At 67.8% G+C, this 24256-nt stretch carries 35 protein-coding genes; 1 reads left to right on the top strand and 34 read right to left on the bottom strand.

What is annotated here, in order from left to right; translation table 11 throughout:
* Positions 1–27 precede the first annotated feature (27 nt).
* The 10 genes from K7C98_RS18535 to secY all read right to left on the bottom strand — a co-directional run bounded on the left by K7C98_RS18535 (position 28) and on the right by secY (position 6448).
* Positions 28–297, bottom strand: coding sequence for a hypothetical protein (locus tag K7C98_RS18535; protein WP_224193013.1), 270 nt, complete (start codon positions 295–297; stop codon positions 28–30).
* A complete protein-coding gene (locus K7C98_RS18530) occupies positions 294–881 on the bottom strand; it encodes a hypothetical protein (protein ID WP_224193012.1) in 588 nt (195 codons plus the stop codon). The genes K7C98_RS18535 and K7C98_RS18530 overlap by 4 nt, the downstream gene beginning before the upstream one ends.
* Positions 871–1263, bottom strand: coding sequence for a hypothetical protein (locus K7C98_RS18525; protein WP_224193011.1), 393 nt, complete (start codon positions 1261–1263; stop codon positions 871–873). Before K7C98_RS18525 ends, K7C98_RS18530 begins: the two co-directional genes overlap by 11 nt.
* A gap of 352 nt (positions 1264–1615) precedes the next feature.
* Positions 1616–2092 (bottom strand): 50S ribosomal protein L17, encoded by a 477-nt coding sequence (rplQ, locus tag K7C98_RS18520; protein WP_224193010.1) that lies wholly within the window; start codon positions 2090–2092, stop codon positions 1616–1618.
* Between the two features lie 5 nt (positions 2093–2097).
* Positions 2098–3111, bottom strand: a complete 1014-nt coding sequence (locus tag K7C98_RS18515) for a DNA-directed RNA polymerase subunit alpha (protein ID WP_224193009.1) — start codon at positions 3109–3111, stop codon at positions 2098–2100.
* 17 nt (positions 3112–3128) lie between these two features.
* Entirely contained in the window at positions 3129–3758 is a 630-nt protein-coding gene (gene rpsD, locus K7C98_RS18510; protein WP_100793399.1) for a 30S ribosomal protein S4, read from the bottom strand.
* A 3-nt stretch (positions 3759–3761) separates the two neighbouring features.
* Positions 3762–4163 (bottom strand): 30S ribosomal protein S11, encoded by a 402-nt coding sequence (gene rpsK, locus K7C98_RS18505; RefSeq protein ID WP_224193008.1) that lies wholly within the window; start codon positions 4161–4163, stop codon positions 3762–3764.
* Positions 4164–4166: 3 nt separating this feature from the next.
* A complete protein-coding gene (gene rpsM, locus K7C98_RS18500; protein ID WP_224193007.1) occupies positions 4167–4541 on the bottom strand; it encodes a 30S ribosomal protein S13 in 375 nt (124 codons plus the stop codon).
* A gap of 10 nt (positions 4542–4551) precedes the next feature.
* Positions 4552–4665: a 50S ribosomal protein L36 gene (rpmJ, locus tag K7C98_RS18495; RefSeq protein WP_096328167.1), complete on the bottom strand. Its 114-nt coding sequence runs from the start codon at positions 4663–4665 to the stop codon at positions 4552–4554.
* 466 nt (positions 4666–5131) lie between these two features.
* Complete coding sequence (secY, locus tag K7C98_RS18490) at positions 5132–6448, bottom strand: preprotein translocase subunit SecY (RefSeq protein WP_224193006.1); 1317 nt, start codon at positions 6446–6448, stop codon at positions 5132–5134.
* Between the two features lie 83 nt (positions 6449–6531).
* Between secY and K7C98_RS43715 the strand changes: the two genes are divergently transcribed.
* Positions 6532–6666, top strand: coding sequence for a hypothetical protein (locus tag K7C98_RS43715; RefSeq protein WP_263429602.1), 135 nt, complete (start codon positions 6532–6534; stop codon positions 6664–6666).
* A 26-nt stretch (positions 6667–6692) separates the two neighbouring features.
* Here the strand turns inward: K7C98_RS43715 and rplO are convergent, their stop codons facing one another.
* The 24 genes from rplO to rpoC form a co-directional block, all read right to left on the bottom strand.
* On the bottom strand, positions 6693–7157 hold the full coding sequence (gene rplO / locus K7C98_RS18485) for a 50S ribosomal protein L15 (RefSeq protein WP_224193005.1): 465 nt from the start codon (positions 7155–7157) through the stop codon (positions 6693–6695).
* A 21-nt stretch (positions 7158–7178) separates the two neighbouring features.
* Positions 7179–7367: a 50S ribosomal protein L30 gene (rpmD, locus tag K7C98_RS18480; RefSeq protein WP_224193004.1), complete on the bottom strand. Its 189-nt coding sequence runs from the start codon at positions 7365–7367 to the stop codon at positions 7179–7181.
* 10 nt (positions 7368–7377) lie between these two features.
* Complete coding sequence (gene rpsE / locus K7C98_RS18475; protein ID WP_096328172.1) at positions 7378–7875, bottom strand: 30S ribosomal protein S5; 498 nt, start codon at positions 7873–7875, stop codon at positions 7378–7380.
* A 9-nt stretch (positions 7876–7884) separates the two neighbouring features.
* The gene (gene rplR / locus K7C98_RS18470) at positions 7885–8244 is read right to left on the bottom strand and encodes a 50S ribosomal protein L18 (protein ID WP_224193003.1); all 360 of its coding nucleotides are present in this window, start codon (positions 8242–8244) and stop codon (positions 7885–7887) included.
* 21 nt (positions 8245–8265) lie between these two features.
* On the bottom strand, positions 8266–8811 hold the full coding sequence (rplF, locus tag K7C98_RS18465) for a 50S ribosomal protein L6 (protein ID WP_224193002.1): 546 nt from the start codon (positions 8809–8811) through the stop codon (positions 8266–8268).
* 32 nt (positions 8812–8843) lie between these two features.
* Positions 8844–9233, bottom strand: coding sequence for a 30S ribosomal protein S8 (gene rpsH / locus K7C98_RS18460; RefSeq protein WP_346660293.1), 390 nt, complete (start codon positions 9231–9233; stop codon positions 8844–8846).
* A gap of 19 nt (positions 9234–9252) precedes the next feature.
* Positions 9253–9912, bottom strand: a complete 660-nt coding sequence (gene rplE, locus K7C98_RS18455; RefSeq protein ID WP_224193000.1) for a 50S ribosomal protein L5 — start codon at positions 9910–9912, stop codon at positions 9253–9255.
* Between the two features lie 15 nt (positions 9913–9927).
* On the bottom strand, positions 9928–10245 hold the full coding sequence (rplX, locus tag K7C98_RS18450; RefSeq protein WP_224192999.1) for a 50S ribosomal protein L24: 318 nt from the start codon (positions 10243–10245) through the stop codon (positions 9928–9930).
* Positions 10245–10613 (bottom strand): 50S ribosomal protein L14, encoded by a 369-nt coding sequence (rplN, locus tag K7C98_RS18445; protein ID WP_224192998.1) that lies wholly within the window; start codon positions 10611–10613, stop codon positions 10245–10247. The genes rplX and rplN overlap by 1 nt, the downstream gene beginning before the upstream one ends.
* Positions 10610–10897, bottom strand: a complete 288-nt coding sequence (gene rpsQ / locus K7C98_RS18440; RefSeq protein WP_096328179.1) for a 30S ribosomal protein S17 — start codon at positions 10895–10897, stop codon at positions 10610–10612. The genes rplN and rpsQ overlap by 4 nt, the downstream gene beginning before the upstream one ends.
* A 3-nt stretch (positions 10898–10900) precedes the next feature.
* Positions 10901–11107 carry a 50S ribosomal protein L29 gene (gene rpmC, locus K7C98_RS18435; protein WP_224192997.1) on the bottom strand — a complete coding sequence of 69 codons (207 nt, stop codon included), beginning with the start codon at positions 11105–11107 and terminating at the stop codon, positions 10901–10903.
* The gene (gene rplP, locus K7C98_RS18430; RefSeq protein ID WP_224192996.1) at positions 11104–11520 is read right to left on the bottom strand and encodes a 50S ribosomal protein L16; all 417 of its coding nucleotides are present in this window, start codon (positions 11518–11520) and stop codon (positions 11104–11106) included. Before rplP ends, rpmC begins: the two co-directional genes overlap by 4 nt.
* A gap of 15 nt (positions 11521–11535) precedes the next feature.
* Positions 11536–12210, bottom strand: a complete 675-nt coding sequence (gene rpsC / locus K7C98_RS18425) for a 30S ribosomal protein S3 (RefSeq protein ID WP_224192995.1) — start codon at positions 12208–12210, stop codon at positions 11536–11538.
* Complete coding sequence (rplV, locus tag K7C98_RS18420) at positions 12210–12545, bottom strand: 50S ribosomal protein L22 (protein ID WP_224192994.1); 336 nt, start codon at positions 12543–12545, stop codon at positions 12210–12212. The genes rpsC and rplV overlap by 1 nt, the downstream gene beginning before the upstream one ends.
* A gap of 14 nt (positions 12546–12559) precedes the next feature.
* Positions 12560–12838, bottom strand: coding sequence for a 30S ribosomal protein S19 (gene rpsS / locus K7C98_RS18415; RefSeq protein ID WP_224192993.1), 279 nt, complete (start codon positions 12836–12838; stop codon positions 12560–12562).
* Positions 12839–12841: 3 nt separating this feature from the next.
* Positions 12842–13666 (bottom strand): 50S ribosomal protein L2, encoded by an 825-nt coding sequence (rplB, locus tag K7C98_RS18410; protein ID WP_224192992.1) that lies wholly within the window; start codon positions 13664–13666, stop codon positions 12842–12844.
* An 11-nt stretch (positions 13667–13677) separates the two neighbouring features.
* On the bottom strand, positions 13678–13977 hold the full coding sequence (gene rplW, locus K7C98_RS18405) for a 50S ribosomal protein L23 (RefSeq protein ID WP_224192991.1): 300 nt from the start codon (positions 13975–13977) through the stop codon (positions 13678–13680).
* Positions 13974–14627, bottom strand: a complete 654-nt coding sequence (gene rplD / locus K7C98_RS18400) for a 50S ribosomal protein L4 (RefSeq protein ID WP_224192990.1) — start codon at positions 14625–14627, stop codon at positions 13974–13976. Before rplD ends, rplW begins: the two co-directional genes overlap by 4 nt.
* 6 nt (positions 14628–14633) lie before the next feature.
* Entirely contained in the window at positions 14634–14942 is a 309-nt protein-coding gene (rpsJ, locus tag K7C98_RS18395; RefSeq protein WP_096328188.1) for a 30S ribosomal protein S10, read from the bottom strand.
* A 43-nt stretch (positions 14943–14985) separates the two neighbouring features.
* A complete protein-coding gene (gene tuf / locus K7C98_RS18390; RefSeq protein WP_224192978.1) occupies positions 14986–16185 on the bottom strand; it encodes an elongation factor Tu in 1200 nt (399 codons plus the stop codon).
* 105 nt (positions 16186–16290) lie between these two features.
* Positions 16291–18423, bottom strand: a complete 2133-nt coding sequence (fusA, locus tag K7C98_RS18385) for an elongation factor G (RefSeq protein ID WP_224192989.1) — start codon at positions 18421–18423, stop codon at positions 16291–16293.
* Positions 18424–18709: 286 nt separating this feature from the next.
* Positions 18710–19198: a 30S ribosomal protein S7 gene (gene rpsG, locus K7C98_RS18380; protein WP_224192988.1), complete on the bottom strand. Its 489-nt coding sequence runs from the start codon at positions 19196–19198 to the stop codon at positions 18710–18712.
* Positions 19199–19216: 18 nt separating this feature from the next.
* A complete protein-coding gene (gene rpsL, locus K7C98_RS18375) occupies positions 19217–19588 on the bottom strand; it encodes a 30S ribosomal protein S12 (RefSeq protein ID WP_096328192.1) in 372 nt (123 codons plus the stop codon).
* Between the two features lie 369 nt (positions 19589–19957).
* The gene (rpoC, locus tag K7C98_RS18370) at positions 19958–24160 is read right to left on the bottom strand and encodes a DNA-directed RNA polymerase subunit beta' (RefSeq protein ID WP_224192987.1); all 4203 of its coding nucleotides are present in this window, start codon (positions 24158–24160) and stop codon (positions 19958–19960) included.
* Positions 24161–24256 lie beyond the last annotated feature (96 nt).

Below are 24256 nucleotides of genomic sequence, written 5' to 3'. Positions count from 1 at the left end.
GCCCCGCACCTGTCTCTACGGACAGATTCATCCTGCCCGCCCGATCTCCGGCAGCAGCGCCCACAGCCCGCGCGTATAACCTGCCCCTTCGGACAGCCAGCGCGCGCCCAGCCACCACACCACCGCGAGCACCGCGGTCGCGCGGGCGAGCAGCACCGGGGCCGGGTCGGTGACGCCGAGGCGGTGGCACAGCCAGCCGACGACCAGCGCGGCGCCGGCCGCGGCGCCGGCCGCGGGGGCGACCAGCCAGGCCGCCTGGGCCAGGCCGTGCGACAGGACCTCGTGCGCGACCGTCACGCGTAGCCCTCCACGAGGCCGCGGATGACCGCGTCCCAGCCGCCGACGGCGAGGAACAGCAGCACCTTGACCGGCAGCGCGACGGCGGGCAGCACCTGCCCCGAGAGACCGATCAAGGCCACGAGCTGGGCGAGGATCAGGTCGACGAGCACGAACGGGAACAGGATCAGCGCGGCCATCTGCAGCGCCTCGCCGAGCTCGGTGACGAGGAACGCGGGCACGAGCGCGAGCGGGTGCGCGGGGCCGGCGGCGTTGAGGCCGGAGAAGTAGTCGACCTCCGCCGGGTCGGCGTGGCGGCCGAGGAAGCTCGCCAGCGGCTCGAACAGCGCGGCGACGTCGAGCGGCGCGCCGTTGCCGTACAGCGCCGCCGTCTCGAACGCGACCGGGCCCATGATCACGGCGGTCACCACCAGCGACAGCGCGAACACGGCGCTCCACGGCAGCAGCGACTCGGCGCCGAGACCGACGCGGATCGCCGACAGCACGACGCTGGCCTTGGCGAACGCGGTGCAGCCGACGGCGGCGATCGGCGCCAGCGACAGGGCCACCCACGTGGCAGCGCCTGCCGGCAGCTCAGGGGCCATGCGCGCGCCACCCCTCCGGGCTGCGAATGGTGTCGCCACGCCTGGCCTCGGCGCGCCAACCTTCGCTGCTGCGCGCCGCGTCGGCGACCCACGGCGGGGCGTCGAGCTCGGCCGGGGCGGCGTTCCACGGCGCGGGCGGCGGGTCGGGCAGCTCGAGCAGCAGCTGCGGCGGTCCGCCCGGACCTGTCCCGACGAGCAGGCGACGGCCGGCCACGTCGACGACGTGCAGCGCGTGCGCGGGGGTCAGACCGACCACCGTCCGCGGCCGCTCGCGCCGCTCGCCTCGCACCCCGCGTCCCAGCCAGACGAGCAGCAACAGCGCGACGAGCAGCCCGCCGCCGACGGCCACGAGGTGGAGGTACGGTTCGATGTCTTCCAGCACGCCCCTAGCGTAGGGAGTGCCGCCAGCGCGATCAAAAAACCCGCGACGTCGGGCCGGAGCGGCCAGCAGACGCGAATGCACGAAGGCCGGGCGAACGCGAGATTCGTGCACGACGCCGGGCACGTCGCTCGCCGTCGTTTCAGGAGCCGAGGCACGAACGGCGGGCGAACGCGAGATTCATGCGAGACGCCGAGACACCCGTCCCGTGTCCCACAGGAGCCGAGGCCGAGATTCGAGAACGACGCCCGCTCCGCATCGCCGCAGAGGTCACGAGCATCGGACCCAAGCAAGAAGGCCCGCGCCGGAGCGCGAGCCTTCTCGCTCGGTTCAGCGGCCGGGCGGCCGCGGCGTCTCAGTCGGCCGACTCGGAGCCGGTCGCCGAGGCGCCGCCGGCGGCCGCGGGTGCGGCGGCGGGCAGCTTGAAGGTGACGATCTCGAGGATCGCCATCGGCGCGGCGTCACCGGGGCGGGTGCCGACCTTGAGGATCCGCGTGTAGCCGCCGGGGCGGCCGCGGAGCTGCGGTGCGATGTCGGTGAACAGCTTGTGCAGCGCGTCGCGCGAGCGGACCATGCGGCCCGCCATGCGGAGGGCGTGCACGTACTTGCCCTGCTCGGCCACGGAGCGCTGCTCCTTCGGCTTGGTGAGCAGGTCACCGAGGCGGAGCGCCGTGGTGATCGTGCGCTCGGCCAGGCGCCGGAGCTCCTTAGCCTTCGGCTCGGTGGTGGTGATGCGCTGGTGCTCGAGCAGCGACGTGACCATGTTGCGGAACATGGCGCGTCGGTGCGACGAGCTGCGGCTGAACTTGCGGCCAGCGTTCTGGTGGCGCATGGCGGTCAGGTCTCCTCACGGGCCGGCGGCGGGCCCTGCCAGTTGTCGATCTTCATGCCAAGCGACAGGCCCATCTGCGCCAGGATCTCCTTGATCTCCTTGAGCGACTTGCGGCCGAAGTTCTTGGTCTTGAGCATCTCGGCCTCGGTGCGCTGCACGAGGTCGCCGATGTAGTGGATGTTGGCGTTCTGCAAGCAGTTCGCCGAGCGGACGCTGAGCTCGAGCTCGTCGACCGAGCGCCACAGGTACTCGTTGAGCTTGTCGCTCTCGCTCTGCTGCGGGACGGCGGCCTCCTCGATCTCCTCGCGGTTGATGAAGATCGAGAGCTGCTCCTTGAGGATCTTGGCCGCGTAGGCGACCGCGTCCTCGGGACGCACGGAGCCGTCGGTCCACACCTCGAGCGAGAGGCGGTCGTAGTCGGTGCGGTGGCCGACGCGCGCGTTGGTGACGCGGTAGTTGACCTTCTGGATCGGCGAGAACAAGGAGTCGATCGGGATGACGCCGATCGGCATGCCCTCGGTCTTGTTCTGATCCGCGGTCGCGTAGCCGCGGCCCATCGCGCAGGTCAGCTCCATGCGCAGCCGGCCGCCCTTGCTGAGCGTGGCGATGTGTTGTTCAGGGCGGAGAGCGGTGACGCCGGTCGGGCACTGGATGTCCCCGGCGGTGACCTCGCCCTCGCCCTGCTTGTCGATCACCAGCGTCCGCTGGGTCGCGTCGTCCATACGGAGGAGCAGCGCCTTGACGTTCAGGATGATGTCCGTGACGTCCTCGACGACGCCCGGCACCGTGGTGAACTCGTGGAGCGCACCCTCGATGCGGACGGTCGTGATCGCGGCGCCCTGCAGCGAGCTCAGGAGCACCCGCCGCAGGCTGTTGCCGAGGCTGATGCCGTAGCCGCGTTCGAGCGGCTCGCACGTGAACTTGCCGTAGGTGTCGGTGAGCGAAGAGGTGTCGACCTCGAGCTTCTTCGGCCGAATCAGGTCGCGCCAGTTCCTGGCGATGGTGTTTTGGTCCTGCATTCGTCCCTCCGTTGTGGTTACTTCGAGTACAGCTCGACGATGAGCTGCTCGTCGATGTCCGCCGAGATGTCCGACCGAGACGGCAGCGCGGTGATCTTGCCGCGCATGTTCTCCTTGTCGAGATCGATCCACGCCGGCCGCGGGACCCGGTCGACCTGCCCGAGGGCGTCGACGATGCGCTGGATCTTCTTGCTGTTGTCGCGGACCTCGACGACGTCGCCGGCGCGCACCTGGTAGCTCGGGATGTTGATCCGCTTGCCGTTGACCAGGAAGTGGCCGTGACGCACGAGCTGGCGGGCCTCGGCGTGGCTCGAGGAGAAGCCGCAGCGCAGGGTGACGTTGTCGAGCCGACGCTCGAGCAGGGCGAGCAGGTTCTCGCCGGTCACGCCCTTCATCCGCGAGGCGCGGTAGTAGTAGCCGCGGAACTGCTTCTCGAGCAGGCCGTAGATGCGCTTGACCTTCTGCTTCTCGCGCAGCTGCTGGCCGTAGTCGCTCGGCCGCTTCTTGCGACCCTGGCCGTGCTGACCCGGGGGGTACTGGCGCCGCTCGTAGCCGCACTTGTCGGTGAAGCAGCGATCGCCCTTGAGGAACAGCTTGGCATCTTCACGCCGGCACAGCCGGCACACGGGACCGATGTAGCGAGCCATGGTTCAGACCCTCCTCCGCTTGGGCGGGCGGCAGCCGTTGTGCGGGATCGGCGTGACGTCCTTGATCGAAGTGATGCGCAGACCCGCCGACTGCAGGCCGCGGAGCGCCGACTCGCGGCCGGCACCGGGGCCCGACACGCGGACCGAGACGCTCTGCATGCCGTGGTCCTGGGCCTTGCGCGCCGCGTCGTCGGCCGCCAGCTGAGCGGCGAACGGCGTCGACTTGCGCGAGCCCTTGAAACCACGCACACCCGCCGAGGCCCACGCGATCGTGTTGCCGTTGACGTCGGTGATGGTGATGAGCGTGTTGTTGAAGGTCGAGTTGATGTAGACGACGCCCGTCGCGACGTTCTTCTTGACGCGACGCTTGGCCTTGCCCTTGTCGGCATCCTTGGTAGTCGCCATGGCTCAGACCTTCCTCTTGGCCGCCACGGTGCCCCGCTTGGGGCCCTTGCGCGTGCGGGCGTTGGTGTGGGTGCGCTGGCCGCGGACCGGCAGGCCGCGGCGGTGACGGAGGCCGCGGTAGCAGCCGAGGTCCATCAGGCGCTTGATGTTCATCTGGACGTCGCGGCGGAGGTCACCCTCGACCTTGTGGTCGCTCTCGATGACGCTGCGGATCGCGGCGAGCTGATCGTCGGTCAGGTCGTCGGTGCGGATCGCCGCGCCGACGCCGGACTTGTCGAGGATCTTCTGCGCCGTGACGCGGCCGATGCCGTAGATGTAGGTGAGCGCGATCTCGATGCGCTTGTTCCGGGGCAGGTCCACCCCTGCAATGCGTGCCATGGTGGTCCTCCTAGCCCTGCCGCTGCTTGTGCTTGGGGTTGTCGCAGATCACCCGCACGACACCTTTGCGGCGGATGACCTTGCACTTGTCGCAGATCTTTCGAACGCTGGCTCTGACTTTCATTGTTCCTCTTGGCGAAGGTGGCGGCTAGGCCTGGCGGAGCGCCAGACCGGTGATGACACCGCGACCTGGATCGAGACTGGCCCTGCGGACCAGCACACGTTGCCCCGTCCGTACGTGCACACCGAGGCGCCGCGCCTCCGCGGACAGGCTGGCCGTGAGGACAGCTTGTGTCGGCGGCTCGGCCTCGAGGCGGTACAGCTGCTGGGGCAACTCAGCGACCACTGTGGCCTCGAAGGTGTCGGCGTGCGTGGGGTTCACAGAGAAGAGACCTCGGTGCGTCGACGGCCCTCGCGGCACCGTCGAGTTCGGACCGCCGACACGGACTGTCGACTGGTCCGGGGCCGTGAATGGCCCGGTACTTAAGCTCAAGGACCCCCAGGGGGGGTCAAGGAAGGGCGAAAAGGTGGCAAAAAGGCCGCCGATAGTCCAGGCCGGCACCAGACCGGCGCGCTCGGCTCCGTGTGAGTTAGCCCCGGCGCCCGCGGACCCGCGGCCCGCCAGGACCGGCGAATCCCTCGTACGAACGGGTCACCAGGTGGCTCTCGATCTGCTGCGCCGTGTCGAGGGCGACGCCGACGACGATCAGCAGCGAAGTGCCTCCGTAGTAGAACGGGACGTTGAATTTGGTCTGCAGCAGGGTCGGCAGGACGCAGACCGCGGCGATGTACCAGGCGCCGGCGAACGTCAGGCGCGTGAGGATGAAGTCGATGTACTCGGCCGTCCGCTTGCCAGGGCGGATCCCGGGGATCGACGCGTTCTGCTTCTTCAGGTTGTCGGCCACGTCGACCGGGTTGAACTGCAGCGATGTGTAGAAAAACGTGAAGAAGATCACGAGCGCCACGAAGGCGGTGAGGTACAGCCAGCCATCGTAACGCAGGGCGTTCGAGAACCACTGCATCGACGAGGAGCCGGTCATGCCCGCGATCTGGCTCGGGAACATGAGGATCGAGCTGGCGAAGATCGGCGGGATGACGCCGGCGCTGTTAAGGCGGAGCGGCAGGTAGTTGGCGTTGCCGCCGAACATCTGCCGCCCGACTACACGTTTGGCGTACTGGACCTGAATCCGTCGCTGGCCGCGCTCCATGATCACGACGAAGGCGATCACGGCGATGACCAGCGCGCCGAGGATGGCGATGAACATCGGCCCGAAGTTCTCGGGGTCGTCCTGGGTCTTCTGCCACAGCTGGTACAGCGCGACCGGGAGGTCGGCGACGATGCCGGCGAAGATGATGAGCGAGATCCCGTTGCCGATGCCCTTCTCGGTGATCTGCTCGCCCAACCACATGATGAAGCATGTCCCTGCGGTCAGGGTCAGGATCGTCATCAAGCGGAACGCGAGCCCGGGGTCGAGCACCAGCGTCTGCCCGGGGGCGTTCTGCGACTCGAGCCAGGTGGCCATGAACCAGCCCTGGACCACCGACAGGAACACCGTGCCGTAGCGGCTGTACTGGTTGATCTTGCGGCGGCCGGTCTCACCCTCTTTGCTCAGCATCTCCAGCCGCGGAATGACCGCGGTCATCAGCTGCATGATGATGCTGGCGCTGATGTACGGCATGATGCCGAGCGCGAACACGGACAGGTTGCTCAGCGCGCCGCCGCTGAACATGTTCAGATAGCCGAGGAAGCCGCCCGCTCCCTGGCGGACGATGTCGTCCATGACGGTGCGGTCGACGCCGGGCACGGCCACGAACACGCCGAAGCGGTAGACGGCCAGCATCGCCAGCGTGAAAAGCACACGCTTGCGCAGCTCCGGCAGCTTGAAGATGTTGATGATGACACCCATCGGCGATCCCAGCTTGCCCCTTCTCGTGCCCGATCTGACGGCCAGACGGGCGGGCCCTCGGGCCCGGAGGCTTCGGCGACAACTTGTACCCCATGCCGCCCGGCGCCGCAGCCGGCCCCGCGACGAACTTCGGCCGGGCGCCGTTCGGCGGCCCGGCCGACGTACGAAAGGCCGCGCACCCGGTGACCGGTATCACGGTGCGCGGCCTGCTGGCCTGACGGCCCCGAAAGGCCAGCTCTGACGCTCAGCCCTCGGCGGGCGTGGCGGACTCCTGGATGGAGCCGCCCGCGGCCTCGACCTTCTGACGGGCCGACTCGCTGACCTTGGCGACGTTGACCTTGAGCGCGGTCTTGAGCTCGCCGGTGCCGAGCAGCTTCACCTGCTTGACCCGCTTCGGGATCAGGCGCTTGGCCCGCAGGCTCTCGAGCGAGACCTCTTCGCCGGCGGCGAACTTGCCCTCGAGCACGCCGACGTTGACGCCGTGGTACTCGTCGCGGTTGAGGCTGATGAAGCCCCGCTTCGGGACGCGCCGCTGGAGCGGGTTCTGACCGCCCTCGAAGTGGTCGGGCATCTGGTTGTGACGCGCGAGCTGACCCTTGACGCCGCGGGTCGAGGTCTTGCCGCGACGCGAACCGATACCGCGACCGACGCGCTTGCGACGCTTCCGGGCGCCGGCCGGCGGCTGCAGTGTTTCAAGTGTAGTACCCATGATGGGACCGTTCCCTTCGGCTTACTCGTCGGCCGGCTCGACGGCGACGAGGTGTTGGATCTTGCGGATCATGCCGCGGATCGACGGGGTGTCGTCGAGCACGCGCGAGTGATGCAGGCGGCGCAGGCCAAGCCCGCGGACAGTGTCCTTCTGCGACTGCTCGCGGTGGATCGGGCTGCGGACGAGGGTCACTTTGAGCTTGAGGGCCATGGCTGTGCTCCTACTGCGTAAGCTCGGCCACCGCGAGGCCGCGGCGACGCGACACCGACTCCGGCGCGCGCAGCCGCTGGAGCGCGTCCAGCGTCGCGTGGATGACGTTCTGCGGGTTGTTGGTGCCGATGCACTTGCTCAGGATGTCGTGGATGCCCGCGCACTCGACGACCGCACGCACCGCGCCGCCGGCGATGACGCCGGTACCCGGCGAGGCCGGCCGCAACAGCACCGTGCCGGCGCCGTGGTGACCGATGACCTCGTGGGGGATCGTCGCGCCCGCGAGCGGGACCTGGAACAGGTTCTTGCGCGCGAGGTCGTTGGCCTTGCGGATCGCCTCCGGGACTTCCTTGGCCTTGCCGTAGCCGATGCCCACCCAGCCGCGCTCGTTGCCGATGACGACCAGCGCGCTGAAGCTGAAGCGCCGGCCGCCCTTGACGACCTTCGCCACGCGGTTGATGTAGACGACGCGGTCGACCAGTTCTCCGAGAGATTCGATGTCGATCATGACTGGATCCTAGAAGTCGAGGCCACCCGCTCGCGCGCCGTCGGCCAGGGCCTTGACCCGGCCGTGGTAGATGTAGCCGTTGCGGTCGAACACGACCTTGGTGATGCCTTTGGCCAGGCAGGCCTTGGCGATGGCGCTGCCGACGAGCTCGGCCAGCTCGCGCTTGGTCTTCTCGCTCTCGGAGGCCAGCTCCTTGACGAGCGAGGAGGAGGCGACCAGCGTCGCCGACGTGCTGTCGTCGATGACCTGGGCGTAGATGTGCTTGGCGCTGCGGAACACCGAGAGGCGCGGACGCTCCGTGGTGCCGTGGACCCGCTTGCGAATGCTGGCTTTGCGGCGCAGCCGGATCTGTTCTTTGGGCGAGGGCATGGTCGAACTCCCAGCGCGCGGCTACTTGCCTTTACCGCGGGCCTTGCCTTCCTTCAGGGTGATTTTCTCGTTCAGATAACGTACGCCCTTGCCCTTGTAGGGCTCCGGCGGCCGGAAGTTGCGCAGGTCGGAGGCGACCTGGCCGAGCAGGGCCTTGCTCGCCGACTTGACGTGCAGCTTGCCGTCCTTGTCGACCTCGGCCTTGACGCCCTCGGGCAGCTTGTAGTTGACCGGGTGCGAGAAGCCGAGCGTCAGGTCGACGACGTCGCCCTTGACCGCGGCGCGGTAACCGACGCCGACGATGTCGAGGGTGCGCGTGAAGCCGACCGAGACGCCGGTCAGCATGTTCGCCGTCATCGCCCGCGCGGTGCCGTGCAGCGCGCGCAGGGTCCCGTCCTCGCCGGTACGGGTGAAGGTGATCGTGTCACCCTCGACCTTGAACTGGATCACGGCCGGGACCTCGAAGTCGAGGCTGCCCTGCGGACCCTTGACCGACAGCGTCTGCCCCTTGACGGTCACGGTGACCCCCTTGGGGATCTTCACTGGAGATTTGCCGATACGACTCATGGTCTTGTTCCTTCACGCGGCGGCGGTTCGAATCACCAGACGCTGCAGATGAGCTCGCCGCCGATGCCCTGTCGCCGGGCGGCGCGGTCGGTCATCAGGCCACGCGAGGTCGAGACGATCAGGATCCCGAGGCCGTTGTGGACCTTGGGGATGTCCTTGCCGCGGGAGTAGGCGCGCTGGCCCGGGCGGCTGATCCGGCGCATGCCCTCGATGGCGGCCTCTTCGCCCTGGTACTTGAGCTGGACCGACAGCAGGCCCTGCTTGTCGTCGTCCTGCCACGAGAAGTCGGAGATGTACCCCTCCTCCTTGAGGATCTGGCAGATGCGGAGCTTCTGCTTGGAGCCGGGCATCGTGCAGCTGGGGTGCTGGGCGTGCTGCGCGTTGCGGATGCGCGCCAGCATGTCGGCAATGGGATCGGTCATGGACATGATTGCGACTCCTTTAGGCGCGCCGGAACGGCATCCCCAGCTTCTCGAGCAGTGCGCGACCCTCGTTGTCGGTGCCGGCCGAGGTGTGAATGCAGATGTTCATGCCCGGCACCTTGTCGAGCTTGTCGATATCGACCTCGGGGAAGATCAGGACTTCCTTCACGCCGAGCGTGAAGTTGCCGCGGCCGTCGAAGGCCTTGCGGCTGACCCCGCGGAAGTCACGGGTGCGCGGGAGCGCGATCGTCAGCAGACGATCGAGGAACTCCCACATGACGTTGCCCCGCAACGTCACCATGCACCCGATCTTCATCCCCTCGCGGAGCTTGAAGGTCGCGATCGACTTCTTGGCGCGCGTCACCACCGGCCGCTGACCGGTGATGTTGCCGAGCACCTCGAACGCCTGCTCGAGCAGCTTCGGCTGGCGAATCGCCTCGCCGAGGCCGATGTTGAGCACGACCTTCTCGATCCGCGGCACGTTGAGCGCGTTCTTGTAGCCGAACTCGGACACGAGCGCGGGCCTCGCGACCTCGCTGTACTTCTGTACGAGCCGGGGTACGTACCCCTCCTCGCGCTTGAGCGGCTCCTCCTGGACCCGCTGGAACTTGAACCCGAAGCCGGCGGCTTCCTTCTTCTTGGCGGGGGGTGCCCCGCCGGCGCGTGCTGCCTTGGCCATGACGACGAATTCCGGTTACTTGTCGATCTGCTCGCCCGACTTGACCGCGACGCGGACCTTGCGGCCGTCGTCGAGGACCTGGAAGCGCACCCGCGTCGGGTCGCCCGACTGCGGATCCGCGAGCATCACGTTGGAGAGGTGGACGGGGGCCTCGCGCTTCACGATGCCGCCCTGGGGGTTCTCTTTGCCGGGCTTGACGTGCTTGGTGACGACGTTGACACCCTGCACGACCACTCGGTCGCTCTCGGGCACGACCCGCAGCACCTTGCCGCGGCGACCCTTGTGCTTTCCGGCGATGACGACGACCTCGTCGCCTGAACGAATCCGCTGCATCACAGCACCTCCGGCGCCAGCGAGATGATCTTGAGGTAGTTCTTCTGCCGCAGCTCGCGCGCCACGGGCCCGAAGATGCGGGTCCCGATCGGCTGCTTCTGGGCGTCGATCAGCACCGCGCTGTTGGTGTCGAAGCGGATCACGCTGCCGTCGACCCGGCGCACGCCCTTGCGCGTGCGGACGATGACGGCCTTCATGACCGAGCCCTTCTTCACCTTGCTGTTCGGCAGGGCGTCGCGGACCGAGACGACGATGATGTCGCCGATGGTCGCGTAGCGGCGCTTCGAGCCGCCCAGCACCTTGATGCAGAACAGCTTGCGCGCGCCCGAGTTGTCGGCCACGTCGAGGACGGACTGGACCTGAATCATACGAGCGTCGCTTTCTCCACGATCGCCTGGAGCGCCCAGCGCTTCTCGCGGGACAGGGGCCGGCAGCTGACGATGCGGACGACATCGCCGACCTTGGCCTGGTTGGTCTCGTCGTGCGCCTTGTACCGCAGCCGCTCGCTGACGTACTTGCGGTAGCGCGGGTGCTTGAAGCGCCGCTGCACCTGGACGACGATGGTCTTGTCCATCTTGTCCGACACGACGGTGCCGGTGAGGACACGGCGCTGGCGCGTCTCGGTCTCGGTGGTGGTGTCTTGCTCAGTCATGGCTCATGCCTCTCCCGCGATGCCGCGAGCGCGCTCGTGGAGGACGGTCTTGATGCGGGCGATGTCGCGGCGCAGGGCGCCGAACTGGGCGGTGTTGGTGGCCCGCTGGGTCGCCTTGGCGACGCTCAGGCGGACCAGCTTGTCGCGGAGCTGCACCTCGAGCTCGGTGAGCTCCTCGGTGGTCTTCTCGCGGAGTTCCAGCGCTTTCACAGGGCACCGTCCCTTCGGATGAAGCGGGTCTTGATCGGCAGCTTGTGGTGGGCGCGGAGGAACGCCTCGCGGGCGAGCTCCTCGGTGACGCCCTCGATCTCGTAGAGCACCCGGCCGGGGCGGACAACGGCGACCCAGTAGTCCGGGGCGCCCTTGCCCTTACCCATGCGGGTCTCGGCCGGCTTGCGCGAGACGGGCTTGTCCGGGAAGATCCGGATGTAGAGCTTGCCGCCGCGCTTGACGTGGCGGTTGATCGCGATACGCGCCGCCTCGATCTGGCGCGCGGTCAGCCACCCGCACTCGACGGTCTGCAGGCCGAAGTCGCCGAAGGAGACCTCCGACCCGCCCTTGGCCTGGCCGGCCATGTGGCCCTTTTGGACCTTGCGGTACTTGACTCTGGATGGGGAGAGCATGTTCGGATGCCTCGCTTACTTCTGGGGCCGCGGGAAGCGCGGGTCGTTCTGTTGCGTGGCGCGCGTGCCGTAGACCTCGCCCTTGAAGATCCAGCACTTGACGCCGATCGCACCGGCGGTCGTGTGGGCCTCGGCGAAGCCGTAGTCGATGTCGGCACGCAGGGTGTGCAGCGGGACGCCGCCGGCCCGGTAGGTCTCACGACGCGACATCTCGGCGCCGGCCAGGCGGCCCGAGGCGGCGACGCGGATGCCCTTGGCGCCGAACTTCATCGCGGTCTGCATCGCCCGCTTGAGCGCGCGACGGAAGGCGATGCGGCGCTCGAGCTGCTGGGCGATGTTCTCGGCCACCAGCTGGGCGTTCGTCTCGGCCTTGCGGACCTCCTGGATGTTCAGGAACACCTCGGACTCGGTCAGCCGCGAGACCTTCTTCTTCAGGACCTCGACGCCGGCGCCGCGCTTGCCGATGATGATGCCGGGGCGCGCCGAGAAGATGTTGATCTTCAGCTTGTTGGCGGCCCGCTCGATCGTGATGTCGGCGATGCTGGCGGCGTAGAGCTCCTTCTTGAGGAAGCGCCGGATCTTGAGGTCCTCGTGCAGCCACTGACGGTAGCGCGTGTGCTCGAACCACTTCGAGCCCCAGGTACGGACGATCCCGATCCGGAAGCCGATCGGATGTGTTTTCTGTCCCATTAGCTGCGTGCCTCCGCCACCTCGAGGTGGATGTGGCTGGTCTTCTTGAGGATCCGATTGGCGCGGCCCATCGCTCGCGGGCGCCAGCGCTTGAGCGTCGGACCCTGGTCGACGGTCACCTTGGTGACGACGAGGTTGTCGACGTTGACGTCGCCCGTGTCCTCGGCGTTGGCGACGGCGGACACGAGCAGCTTGAAGAACTGCTTGGCGCCCGACTTGTGCAGGAAGCGAAGGTCGTCGATGGCGCGGGCGACCTGCTTGCCGCGGATCAGGTTGGCGATGATCCGGGCCTTTCGCGGGGTAATGCGCGCGTGGCTGAGACGTGCGATGGCCATGGGTACCTCGGTGATTACTTCTTCGTGGCCTTGCGGTCGCCGGAGTGACCACGGAAGGTGCGGGTCGGGGCGAACTCGCCGAGCTTGTGCCCGACCATGTTCTCGGTGATGAAGATGGGGATCCACTTGTGGCCGTTGTGGACCATCACGTTCGCGCCGACGAACTGCGGCATGATCGTGGAGCGGCGCGACCAGGTCTTGACCACGCGCCGGCTGCCCTCCTTGAGGGCGACTTCGATCTTCTCGACCAGGTGAGAGTCCGCGAACGGGCCCTTCTTAATGGAGCGTGCCATGCGTTACTTCTTCCTACGGGAGACGATGAAGACGTCGGTGCGCTTGTTGTGCCGCGTCCGGTAGCCCTTCGACAGGATGCCCCACGGGGAGCACGGGTGCCGACCGCCGGAGGTGCGACCCTCGCCGCCGCCCATCGGGTGGTCGACCGGGTTCATGGTGACGCCGCGGTTGTGCGGGCGGATGCCGAGCCAACGCGTACGACCGGCCTTGCCGAGGCTGACGCGGCTGTGGTCGCCGTTGCTCAGCGTGCCGACGGTGGCGCGGCAGTCGATGTGCACGCGCCGAACCTCGCCGGAGGGCAGGCGGACCTGCGTCCAGTCGCCCTCGCGCGCCATCAGCTGGGCGCCCGAGCCGGCCGTGCGGACCAGCTGGCCGCCCTTGCCGATCTTGATCTCGAGGTTGTGGATGATCGTGCCGACCGGGATGTTGCGCAGCGGGAGGCTGTTGCCCGGCTTGATGTCGGCCGCCTGGTCGCTGATCACCGAGTCGCCGACCTTCAGACCCTCGGGCGCGAGGATGTAGCGCTTCTCGCCGTCGGCGTAGTTGATGAGCGCGATGAAGGTGGTGCGGTTCGGGTCGTACTCGACCGTCGCGACCTTGCCCGGCACGCCGAACTTGTCGCGCTTGAAGTCGATGACGCGGTACAGCTGCTTGTGACCGCCGCCGCGGAAGCGCGAGGTCTTGCGGCCGTAGTTGTTGCGCCCGGTGTGGCGGTCGATCTTCTCGACCAGCGGCCGGTGCGGCTCGCTCGCCGTCACCTGGTCGCGGGTGTTGACGCTCATGCCGCGTCGGCCCGGGGAGGTCGGCCTGTAGACTTTAATGCCCATGGTTCGCTCCTTCAGCCCTTGTCGGCTTGCTCTCCGTAGAGGTCGATCGAATCACCGGGGTGAACGGTGACGATCGCCTTCTTCCACGACCGCTGCTTGCCGGTGAACTTGCCGACCCGGCGGAGGTCGCCGCGCACGACCATGGTGCGCACGTCCCGGACGCGGACGCCGAACACGAGCTCGACGGCCTTGCGGATCTCGATCTTGTTCGCGGCCTTGGCGACCTCGAACACGTAGTGGTTGTGACGGCCCTGCACGTCGGTCGACTTCTCGGTCACGACCGGGCGGACGATGATCTGCTGCGGGGTCATGCGACCTCCTTCGGGGCGTCGGACTTGACGCCCGACAGACGGGCCTCGACCGCGCGCAGCGAGGTCTCCGAGATCAGCAGCTTGGGGAAGCGCAGGATGTCGTAGACGTTGAGACCGCGGACGTCGAGGAAGCTCGCCGAGGTCAGGTTGCGCGTGCTGAGGCGGAGGTTCTTGTTGTCGCCGGCGTCGACCACCAGAGCCTTCGGCGCGCCGAGAGTGGTCAGCGCCTGGGCGATGGTCTTGGTCTTGATCGCCGACAGCTGCAGGTCGCGGATGACGACCAGGTCGCCGTCCTTGGCCCGCAGGGTCAGGGCCGTGCGCAGCGCGCTCGCCATGACCTTCTTGTTGACGTGGAAGGCGTAGTTGCGCGGCTTGGGCCCGAACACCTGACCGCCTCCGCGGAAGATGTTGGCGCGGCGCGAGCCGTGGCGGGCGCCGCCGGTGCCCTTCTGCTTGTGCAGCTTCTTGCCGGTGATGGAGACCTCGGCGCGGGTCTGGGTCGAGTGCGTTCCGGCGCGGCGAGCCGCCCGCTGGTAGCGCACGACCTCCCACAGGAGGTGCTCACGCACGGGGACGGCGAACACCGCGTCGGCGACGTCGATCTCGCCGACCTGGGCGCCCGTGAGGTCTTTGACGATGAGCTTGGCCATGGTGCCTCAGGTCTTGATCTCGACGTCCACGCCCGCCGAGAGGTCGAGCTTCATCAGCGCGTCGAGGGTCTGCTTGTTCGGTTCAAGGATGTCGAGCAGCCGCTTGTGGGTGCGGATCTCGAACTGCTCGCGCGACTTCTTGTCGATGAAGGGGCTGCGCAGGACCGTGTACTTGTTGATCTTGGTCGGCAGCGGGATCGGGCCCGCGACCGTCGCGCCGGTGCGGCGGGCGGTCTCGGCGATCTCGCTCGCCGACTGGTCGAGCAGCTTGTGGTCGAAGGCTTTGAGCCGGATGCGAATCTTGAGCGTGTCCACGGCGATATCCCTTGCGTCTTGGCCGGCGTACTCGAGCGAAGTCTTACTCGAGGATCTTGGTGACGACGCCGGCGCCGACGGTCTTGCCACCCTCGCGGATGGCGAACTTCAGCCCCTCTTCGCAGGCGATCGTGCTGTGCAGCTCGACGACGATCTCGATGTTGTCACCGGGCATCACCATCTCCACACCCTCGGGCAGCGTCACCGAGCCCGTCACGTCCGTCGTGCGGAAGTAGAACTGCGGCCGGTACCCCTTGAAGAACGGAGTGTGGCGACCGCCCTCCTCCTTCTTCAGCACGTACACCGTCGCCTTGAACTTCTTGTGCGGCGTGATCGAGCCCGGCTTGCAGAGGACCTGCCCGCGCTCCACGCCCTCGCGGTCGATGCCGCGGATCAGCAGGCCGACGTTGTCGCCCGCCTGGCCCTGGTCCAGCAGCTTGCGGAACATCTCGACGCCCGTCACCGTCGTCTTCTGCGTGTCACGCAGGCCGACGATCTGAACCTCGTCGCCCACCTTGATCACGCCGCGCTCGATGCGGCCCGTCGTCACCGTCCCGCGGCCCGAGATCGTGAACACGTCCTCGACCGGCATCAGGAACGGCTTGTCCAGCTCGCGCTGCGGCTGCGGGATGTACGAGTCGCACGCGTCCATCAGCTCCCAGATGCACTTCGCGTCCGCGTGGTCCCACGACGGCGCGTTCAGGGCCTTCAGCGCGCTACCGCGGGTGATCGGCACGTTGTCCCCGTCGAACTGGTACTTCGACAGCAACTCACGCAGCTCGACCTCCACCAGCTCCAGCATCTCCTCGTCGCCGGCGCCGATCATGTCGCACTTGTTCAGGAACACCACGATCGCCGGGATGCCGACCTGACGGCCCAGCAGGATGTGCTCGCGCGTCTGCGGCATCGGGCCGTCCGGCGCGCTCACGACGAGGATCGCCCCGTCCATCTGCGCCGCGCCCGTGATCATGTTCTTGATGTAGTCCGCGTGACCGGGGCAATCCACGTGCGCGTAGTGCCGCTGGCTCGACTCGTACTCCACGTGCGCCGTCGAGATCGTGATCCCGCGCGCCCGCTCCTCGGGCGCCTTGTCGATCATGTCGTAGCCCTTGAACTCCGCCTGTCCCTTCAGGCTCAGCACCTTCGTGATCGCCGCCGTCAGCGTCGTCTTCCCGTGGTCCACGTGGCCGATCGTGCCGATGTTCACGTGGGGCTTGTTCCGTACGAATGTTTCCTTCGCCATGGCTGTGCTTCGCTCAGTGAGGGGTGTTGGAGTCTGGGGGGCGGGATCTACCAGCTAGTCAAGGATTGGAAAAGCCCGATCGCGTCGCCTGAGTGAGAGAAACCGCTAATATCCGCGGGCGCGGGTGACGATCTCCGCCTGCCGGTCGCTCGGGACCTCGGCGTAGTGGCTGAAGTGCATCGAGTAGCTCGCTCGGCCCTGGGTGGCCGAACGAAGCGCCGTAGCATACCCGACCATCTCGGCCAGCGGAACTTCCGCGTCAATGACCTGAAGCCCGCGGAGGGGCTCCATGCCCTGAACCCGGCCGCGGCGCTGCCCGACGAGGTCGTTGACCACGTGTCCGGTGTAGTCCTCGGGCGCCTCGACCTCGACCTTCATCACCGGCTCGAGCAGACGGGGCCCGGCCTTCTCGAAGGCCTCCATGAGGCCCATGGTGGCGGCCGCCCGAAAGCTCACGGCGGTCGAGTCGCCCTCGACGTAGCCGCCGTCCTTGAGCCGAACCTCGAGGTCGACGACCGGGTAGCCGAGCAGCGGGCCGCGGGTCAGGGCGTCGGTGACGCCCTCGCGGACGGCCGCGATCATGTCGGGCAGCAGCTTCGGCGGCTCGGGCTTCTGCCCGCGCTCGCGGACCGGCTCGGGGATGAGGTTGACGAACAAATTGCCGGCGCCGCGCTCGCGGGGCAAAAGCTCGAGGACGATGCGGGCGTACTGCCGCTTGCCGCCGATCTCGCGGTCGTACTCGATGGGGTGGACCAGCGGGAGGGCGACCGTCTCGCGGTAGGCGACCTGCGGCTTGCCGACGTTGGTCGGGACGCGCGCCTCGCGGGCGATGCGGTCGACGATGATCTCGAGGTGCAGCTCGCCCTGCCCGGCCATCAGCGTCTGGCCCGAGTCGGGGTCGACGCGGACGGTGAAGCTCGGGTCCTCGCGCTGCATCCGCTCGAGCGCCTCGCTCAGCGCCGCCTGGTCGGCGGTCGACTTGACCTCGATCGCGCGGAAAATCACGGGCTCCGGGATCTCCAGGCCGGGCAAGATCACCTGCTCGCGGTCCGTCGCCAGGACCACCGTGTCGCCGGTGGTGGTGAAGCGGAGCCCGACGGCGGCGGCGATGTTGCCGGCGGAGACCTCGTCGATCTCCTGCATCTTGTTGGCGTGCACCTGCAGGAGCTTGTTGACCCGCTCCTTGCGATCGCGCGTGACGTTCTGGATCGCTTCCTTGACCTTGAGGACGCCCGAGTAGACGCGCAGGAACACCAGCGGACCGCGGTGCGGGTCGTGCACGACCTTGAACGCGAGCGCCAGCAGCGGCTCGCCGGCGGCGGCGTGGCGCTGGACCTCGCCGTCATCGCTCTTGCGCCTGGCGATCACCGGCGGCATGTCGAGCGGCGACGGCAGGAAGTCGATGACGGCGTCGAGCAGCGGCTGGATGCCCTTGTTCTTGAGCGCCGTGCCGCACAGCACCGCCACGCCCTTGTTGGCGATGGTCGCCCGGCGCAGGCCGGCCTTGAGCTGGTCGAGCGGGACGCCGCCCGCACCTGTCTCGAGGAACACGGTCATGATCTCGTCGTCGACCTCGGCCACCGACTCGACCAGCGCCTCGCGGGCCAGCGTCGCCTCGGTGTGCAGCTCGTGGTCCTCGGTGACCGGCTTGCGGGTGAACTGCGTGCCGGAGTCGTCGGTCCAGACGATCTCCTCCATGGTCAGGAGGTCGACGACGCCGGTGAAGCCCGACTCGAGGCCGTTGGGGATCTGCACGACCATCGGGTGGGCGTGCAGGACGGACTTCATCATCTCGACGGTGCGGTCGAGCGTGGCGCCGACGCGGTCCATCTTGTTGACGAAGGCGATCCGCGGGACGTGGTAGCGCGAGGCCTGCCGCCACACGGTCTCGGTCTGCGGCTGCACGCCGGCGACGGCGTCGAACACGGCGACGGCGCCGTCGAGGACGCGGAGCGAGCGCTCGACCTCGATCGTGAAGTCGACGTGCCCGGGGGTGTCGATCAGGTTGATCCGGTGACCGCGCCACAAGCAGGTGGTCGCCGCGGAGGTGATCGTGATGCCCCGCTCCTGCTCCTGCTCCATGAAGTCCATGACCGTGTTGCCGGTGTGAACCTCACCCATCTTGTGCGAGATCCCCGTGTAGAAGAGCACGCGTTCGGTCGTCGTGGTCTTCCCGGCATCGATATGGGCCATGATGCCGATGTCTCGGATGGCCGCGATGTCGCTGGAGGATTGCATGGGACGGGGGGAGCCTCGGGGAACGACACGAGGGCCGCTCCGCCGGCCATCCGTCTCCACGAGCTGGGAGGGGTTATGGCTGGCGAGGGGCCCGACTCGGGATCTGCTGCGAAGGGACCAAGGATTGGCGCTGGTCCAATCGCGGGGCAGAATCGAGGGTTGTCGCGCTCTTGTGGCTCGAGGTCAGTGGGTCATGGCGGGGGCCCCGCGAGCGGGGCCGAGGATCCGGAGCTGAGGAGTGGAGAGAAAGATCGAACGGCCCGCGAGGGGCGGGCCGGAGCGATCGCTACCAGCGGTAGTGCGCGAAGGCCTTGTTGGCCTCGGCCATCTTGTGGGTGTCTTCGCGCTTCTTGACGGCGCCGCCGCGGTTCTGCGCCGCGTCGAGCATCTCGTTGGCGAGGCGCTCGCGCATGGTCTTCTCGGGCCGCGAGCGGGCGAAGCCGATCAGCCAGCGGTACGCGAGGGCCTGGCCGCGCTCGGGGCGGACCTCGATCGGGACCTGATAGTTGGAGCCGCCGACGCGGCGCGAACGGACCTCGAGGCGCGGGAAGACGTTGGAGATCGCCTTCTCGAACACCTTGACCGGGTCGTCCTTGGTGCGCTCGGAGATGATGTCGAAGGCGCCGAAGACGATCTTCTCGGCGATCGACTTCTTGCCGGCGCGCATGATGCCGCAGATGAACTTGTGGATGTTCCGGTTCACGTCCAGCGGGTGGTCGGTGTACCGGATGTCGTTCTGCGGGCGCTTCCGCGTGGTGATTCCTTTGCGCGACATGGTCGTCCTTCTAAGTCACTACTTGGGCCGCTTGGCGCCGTACTTGGAGCGCCGCTGGCGACGGCCGTTGACGCCGGTGGTGTCGAGGGTGCCGCGCACGACGTGGTAGCGGACGCCGGGGAGGTCCTTCACGCGACCGCCGCGGATCAGCACCATCGAGTGCTCCTGCAGGTTGTGACCCTCACCCGGGATGTAGGTCGTCACTTCCATGCCGTTGGTGAGGCGGACGCGAGCGACCTTGCGGAGCGCGGAGTTCGGCTTCTTCGGCGTGCAGGTGTACACGCGGACGCATACGCCGCGCTTCTGCGGGCACCCGCGCAGCGCCGGAGCCGTCGTCTTCTTCTTCTGCAGTTCGCGTCCCTTGCGGACAAGCTGATTGATCGTCGGCATGCGCCGTGAAGCCTTTCCAGATTTCGAGCCGGGGGTTGGACCAGGCCCGGAGGGCCGTGGAGTTGGCAAGTCCTCGCCCGAGAGACCGAGGACCTGTTCGCTTTTGCCCCCTGCGGCTGGGGGGCTGGTTATATAGGGGGGCGCCAGCCAGATCAAGCATCGCCGCCGGCCGGGCGCGTGGGGCCGGACTGTCGTCCAAACCCCTCGAAGAGGCGAAAATTCGGCCTGGAGCGGAGATCCAGGCCCGCACCGCAGCAGCGGGCAGCGCGTCGAGCGTGTGGTGCCGCTGGACTGCGGAAGGGAGATCACCTCCCGTCCGCCGGAACGACGAAGGCCAGCGCAGCGTGCGCCGGCCTCCGCCGAGACGAATCAGTCCTGAACGTTGATGAGGTCGCGCTCGTTGGAGCGACGCGCGATCGGCTCGGCGTTCGGGTCGTGCTGCGCCTGGTCGTCCGAGACCATGTGCAGGCGGTCGTAGACCGTGAGGCCGGTGCCGGCGGGGATGAGCCGGCCCATGATCACGTTCTCCTTGAGGCCGCGCAGGAAGTCGATCTTGCCCTGCAGCGCCGCCTCGGTGAGCACCTTGGTGGTCTCCTGGAACGACGAGGCGCTGATGAAGCTCTCGGTCGACAGCGAGGCCTTGGTGATGCCGAGCAGCAGCGCCTGGCCGGTCGCCGGCGTGCCGCCGAGCGCGGCAACGCGCTGGTTCTCCTGCTGGAAGATCTGCCGCTCGACGTGATCGTCGGCGAGGAAGTTGGTGTCGCCCGGATCCTTGATCCGCACGCGCCGCATCATCTGCCGGATGATCGTCTCGATGTGCTTGTCGTTGATCTTCACGCCCTGCAGACGATAGACCTCCTGGATCTCGTCGAGCAGGTAGGTCGCCAGCGCCTTCTCGCCGAGCACCGCGAGGATGTCGTGCGGGTTGGCCGGGCCGTCCATCAACTTCTCGCCGGCGCGGACGCGGTCGCCCTCGCGCACGAGCAGGTGGCGGACCTTGGGTACCAGGTACTCCTTCGGGTCGCCGTGCTCGGCGGTGACGATGATGCGGCGCTTGCCGCCCTTGTCCTTGCCGAAGCTGACGGTGCCGTCGATCTCCGAGATGATCGCGTGGTCCTTCGGCGTGCGCGCCTCGAACAGCTCGACCACGCGCGGCAGACCGCCCGTGATGTCCTTGGTCTTGGTCGACTCGCGCGGCAGCTTGGCGATCACGTCGCCGGCGACCACCTTGGTGCCCTCCGTCAACGTGAAGGCCGCGCCGACCGGCAGGAAGTAGCGCGCCTCGTGCTTGCCGTGGACGCGGATGACCTCGCCGTCGTCGTTCTTGATGACGAAGCGCGGGCGCGCGTCGGGGTCGCGGCTCTCCTGCACGACCATGCTCGAGTGCTGCGTGGTCTCGTCGACCCGCACCGCCATGGTCACGCCTTCGATGATGTCGCCGTACTCCACGGTGCCCGTCACCTCGACGATGATCGGCAGCGTGAACGGGTCCCACTCGGCCATCAGCTGGCCGGGCTTGACCACCTCGCCGTCCTGGACCCGCAGCCTCGCGCCGTAGACCAGGTCGTAGCGCTCGCGCGTGCGGCCCTTCTCGTCGAGCAGGTTGAGCTGCGCGTGGCGGTTCATGACCACCGAGTACGGGCCGTCCTTGTCCTCGCGGCCGCCGACGAGCTCGATGTCCTCGAGCTTGACGGTGCCGCCGAAGCGGGCCGCCAGCTGCGACTGCTCGGCGGTGATGTTGCCGACGCCGCCGATGTGGAACGTGCGCATCGTCAGCTGCGTGCCGGGTTCGCCGATCGACTGGGCGGCGATGATGCCGACCGCCTCGCCGACGTCGACCATGTTGCCGCGGGCCAGGTCGCGCCCGTAGCACTTGGCGCAGATGCCCCGCATCGCCTCGCAGGTGAGCACGCTGCGGATCCGCACCGACTGGATGCCGGCGTCGTCGACCTGCTTGGCGCGGGTCTCGTCGATGAGGTCGCCCTCGGCGATGATGAGATCGTCGGTGCCCGGGCGGTACAGCGGCTCGAGCGCGACGCGGCCGAGGACGCGGTCCGCCAGGCGCTCGATGACCTCGCCCGACTCGACCAGGGCGGTCATGTCGAGGCCCTGGATCGTGCCGCAGTCGAACTCCGTGATCACGGCCTCCTGGGCGACGTCGACCAGGCGGCGGGTGAGGTACCCGGAGTTCGCGGTCTTGAGCGCGGTGTCGGCGAGGCCCTTGCGCGCGCCGTGCGTCGAGATGAAGTACTGGAGAACCGTGAGGCCCTCGCGGAAGTTCGTCGTGATCGGGAACTCGATGATCTCGCCCGAGGGACGCGCCATGAGGCCGCGCATACCGGCGAGCTGGCGCATCTGCTGCCGCGAGCCGCGGGCGCCCGAGTCGGCCATGATGTAGACCGAGTTGAACGACGGCTGCTTGACCTGCTTCCCGGTCCGCTCGTCGGTGAGGACGGCGGTCGAGATGCCCTCCATCATCGCGTTGGCGATCTGCTCGGAGACGTTCGCCCAGATGTCGATGATCTTGTTGTAGCGCTCGCCCGAGGTGATGAGGCCGTCGGCGTACTGCGCCATGATGCGCTTGACCTCGGCGGTCGCCTGCTGCAGCAGCTTCTTCTTGGCCTCGGGGATGACCATGTCATCCATGCAGATCGAGATGCCGGCCTTGGTCGCCTCGCTGTACCCGGTGCTGCGCAGGTAGTCGGCCATCAGGACGGTGGCCTTCTGGCCGCACAGGCGGTAGCACGTGTCGATCAGCTCGTTGAGCTCCTTCTTGCCCAGCGACCGGTTGACCATCGAGAACGGGATCTTCTTGGGGATGCCGCCCTCGTACAGCAGGACGCGCCCGACGGTGCTGTCGAGCATCGGCTTGCCCGGCTCCATGCGCACGCGGACCCTGGCCTGCAGGTGGGCGGCGCCGTGGTCGTAGGCCATGCGCACCTCGGCCGGCGAGCCGAAGTGACCGATGTAGAAGCCGTCCTGGGCCGGGTTCTCGTTGACGCCGCCGTGGGCGAAGGCCCGCTCGCGCGTCATGTAGTACAGGCCGAGGACGATGTCCTGCGACGGCACGATGATCGGCCGGCCGTGCGCGGGGCTGAGGATGTTGTTGGTCGACATCATCAGCACGCGGGCCTCCATCTGCGACTCGATGCACAGCGGGAGGTGGACGGCCATCTGGTCGCCGTCGAAGTCGGCGTTGAAGGCGGTGCAGACCAGCGGGTGCAGCTGGATCGCCTTGCCCTCGATCAGCACCGGCTCGAACGCCTGGATGCCGAGGCGGTGCAGCGTCGGCGCGCGGTTGAGCAGCAGCGGGTGCTCCTTGATCACCTCGTCGAGGATGTCCCAGACCTCCGGGGCCTCCTTCTCGACCATCCGCTTGGCGCTCTTGATGGTGGTGACGAGCCCCTGCGCCTCGAGCCGGTTGTAGATGAACGGCTTGAACAGCTCGAGCGCCATCTTCTTGGGGATGCCGACCTCGTGCAGGCGCAGCTCGGGCCCGACGACGATGACGCTACGGCCCGAGTAGTCGACGCGCTTGCCGAGCAGGTTCTGACGGAACCGGCCCGACTTGCCGCGCAGCATGTCGGACAGCGACTTCAGCGGGCGCTTGTTGGGGCCCGTGATCGTCTTGCCGCGGCGGCCGTTGTCGAACAGCGCGTCGACGGCCTCCTGCAGCATGCGCTTCTCGTTGCGGATGATGATCTCCGGCGCGGCCAGCTCCTGCAGGCGCTTGAGCCGGTTGTTGCGGTTGATCACCCTGCGGTACAGGTCGTTGAGGTCGGAGCTGGCGAAGCGGCCGCCGTCGAGCGGCACGAGCGGCCGCAGGTCGGGCGGGAGCACCGGCACGACCTCGAGCATCATCCACTCGGGCTTGTTGCCGCTGTTGCGGAAGGCCTCGACCACGCGCAGGCGCTTGGCCGCCTTCTTGCGCTTGGCCTCGCTGGTGGCGCCGGCGATCTCCGCCCGCAGGTTGCGGGCCTCGACCACCGGGTCGATGCGCGACAGCAGCTCCTTGATCGCCTCGGCGCCCATGCCGGCGTTGAACGCCTCGGGGCCGAGCTCCTCCATCAACTGGTCGAAGCGCTCCTCGCTGAGCAGCTCGCGCTCCTCGAGCCCGGAGTCCTTCGGGTCGATGACGATGTAGGCCTCGCAGTAGAGGACCTTCTCGAGCTTGGTCAGCGGGATGTCGAGGATGTTGCCGATGCGCGACGGCAGGCTCTTGAGGAACCAGATGTGCGCGACCGGAGTCGCCAGGTCGATGTGACCCGCGCGCTCACGCCGGACCTTGGAGTGGATGACCTCGACGCCGCACTTCTCGCACACGACCCCGCGGTGCTTCATGCGCTTGTACTTGCCGCAGAGGCACTCGTAGTCCTTGATGGGCCCGAAGATCTTGGCGCAGAACAGGCCGTCGCGCTCGGGCTTGAAGGTCCGGTAGTTGATCGTCTCGGGGTTCTTGACCTCCCCGTACGACCAGTCTCGGATGGTCTTCGGCGAGGCGACGCCGATCCGGAGCGCGTTGAAGTAGGTGGCCTCTTTCTGCTTCTCGAAGAAACTGAAGATGTCTCTCATGGCCGTGTCTCCTTGTTCGCTTTCTCCGGGTGGTTACTCCGCCGCCGACATCGCCTCGCGGGAGACGCCGGTGACCACGCCCGTCTCCGCGTTGAC

This window comes from Nannocystis pusilla (genome assembly GCF_020073745.1).
In the GTDB taxonomy this organism is placed as follows: domain Bacteria; phylum Myxococcota_A; class Polyangia; order Nannocystales; family Nannocystaceae; genus Nannocystis; species Nannocystis radixulma.
The sequence above is the reverse complement of the archived record's forward strand: the minus strand, read 5'-3'. Positions and strand labels throughout refer to the sequence as shown.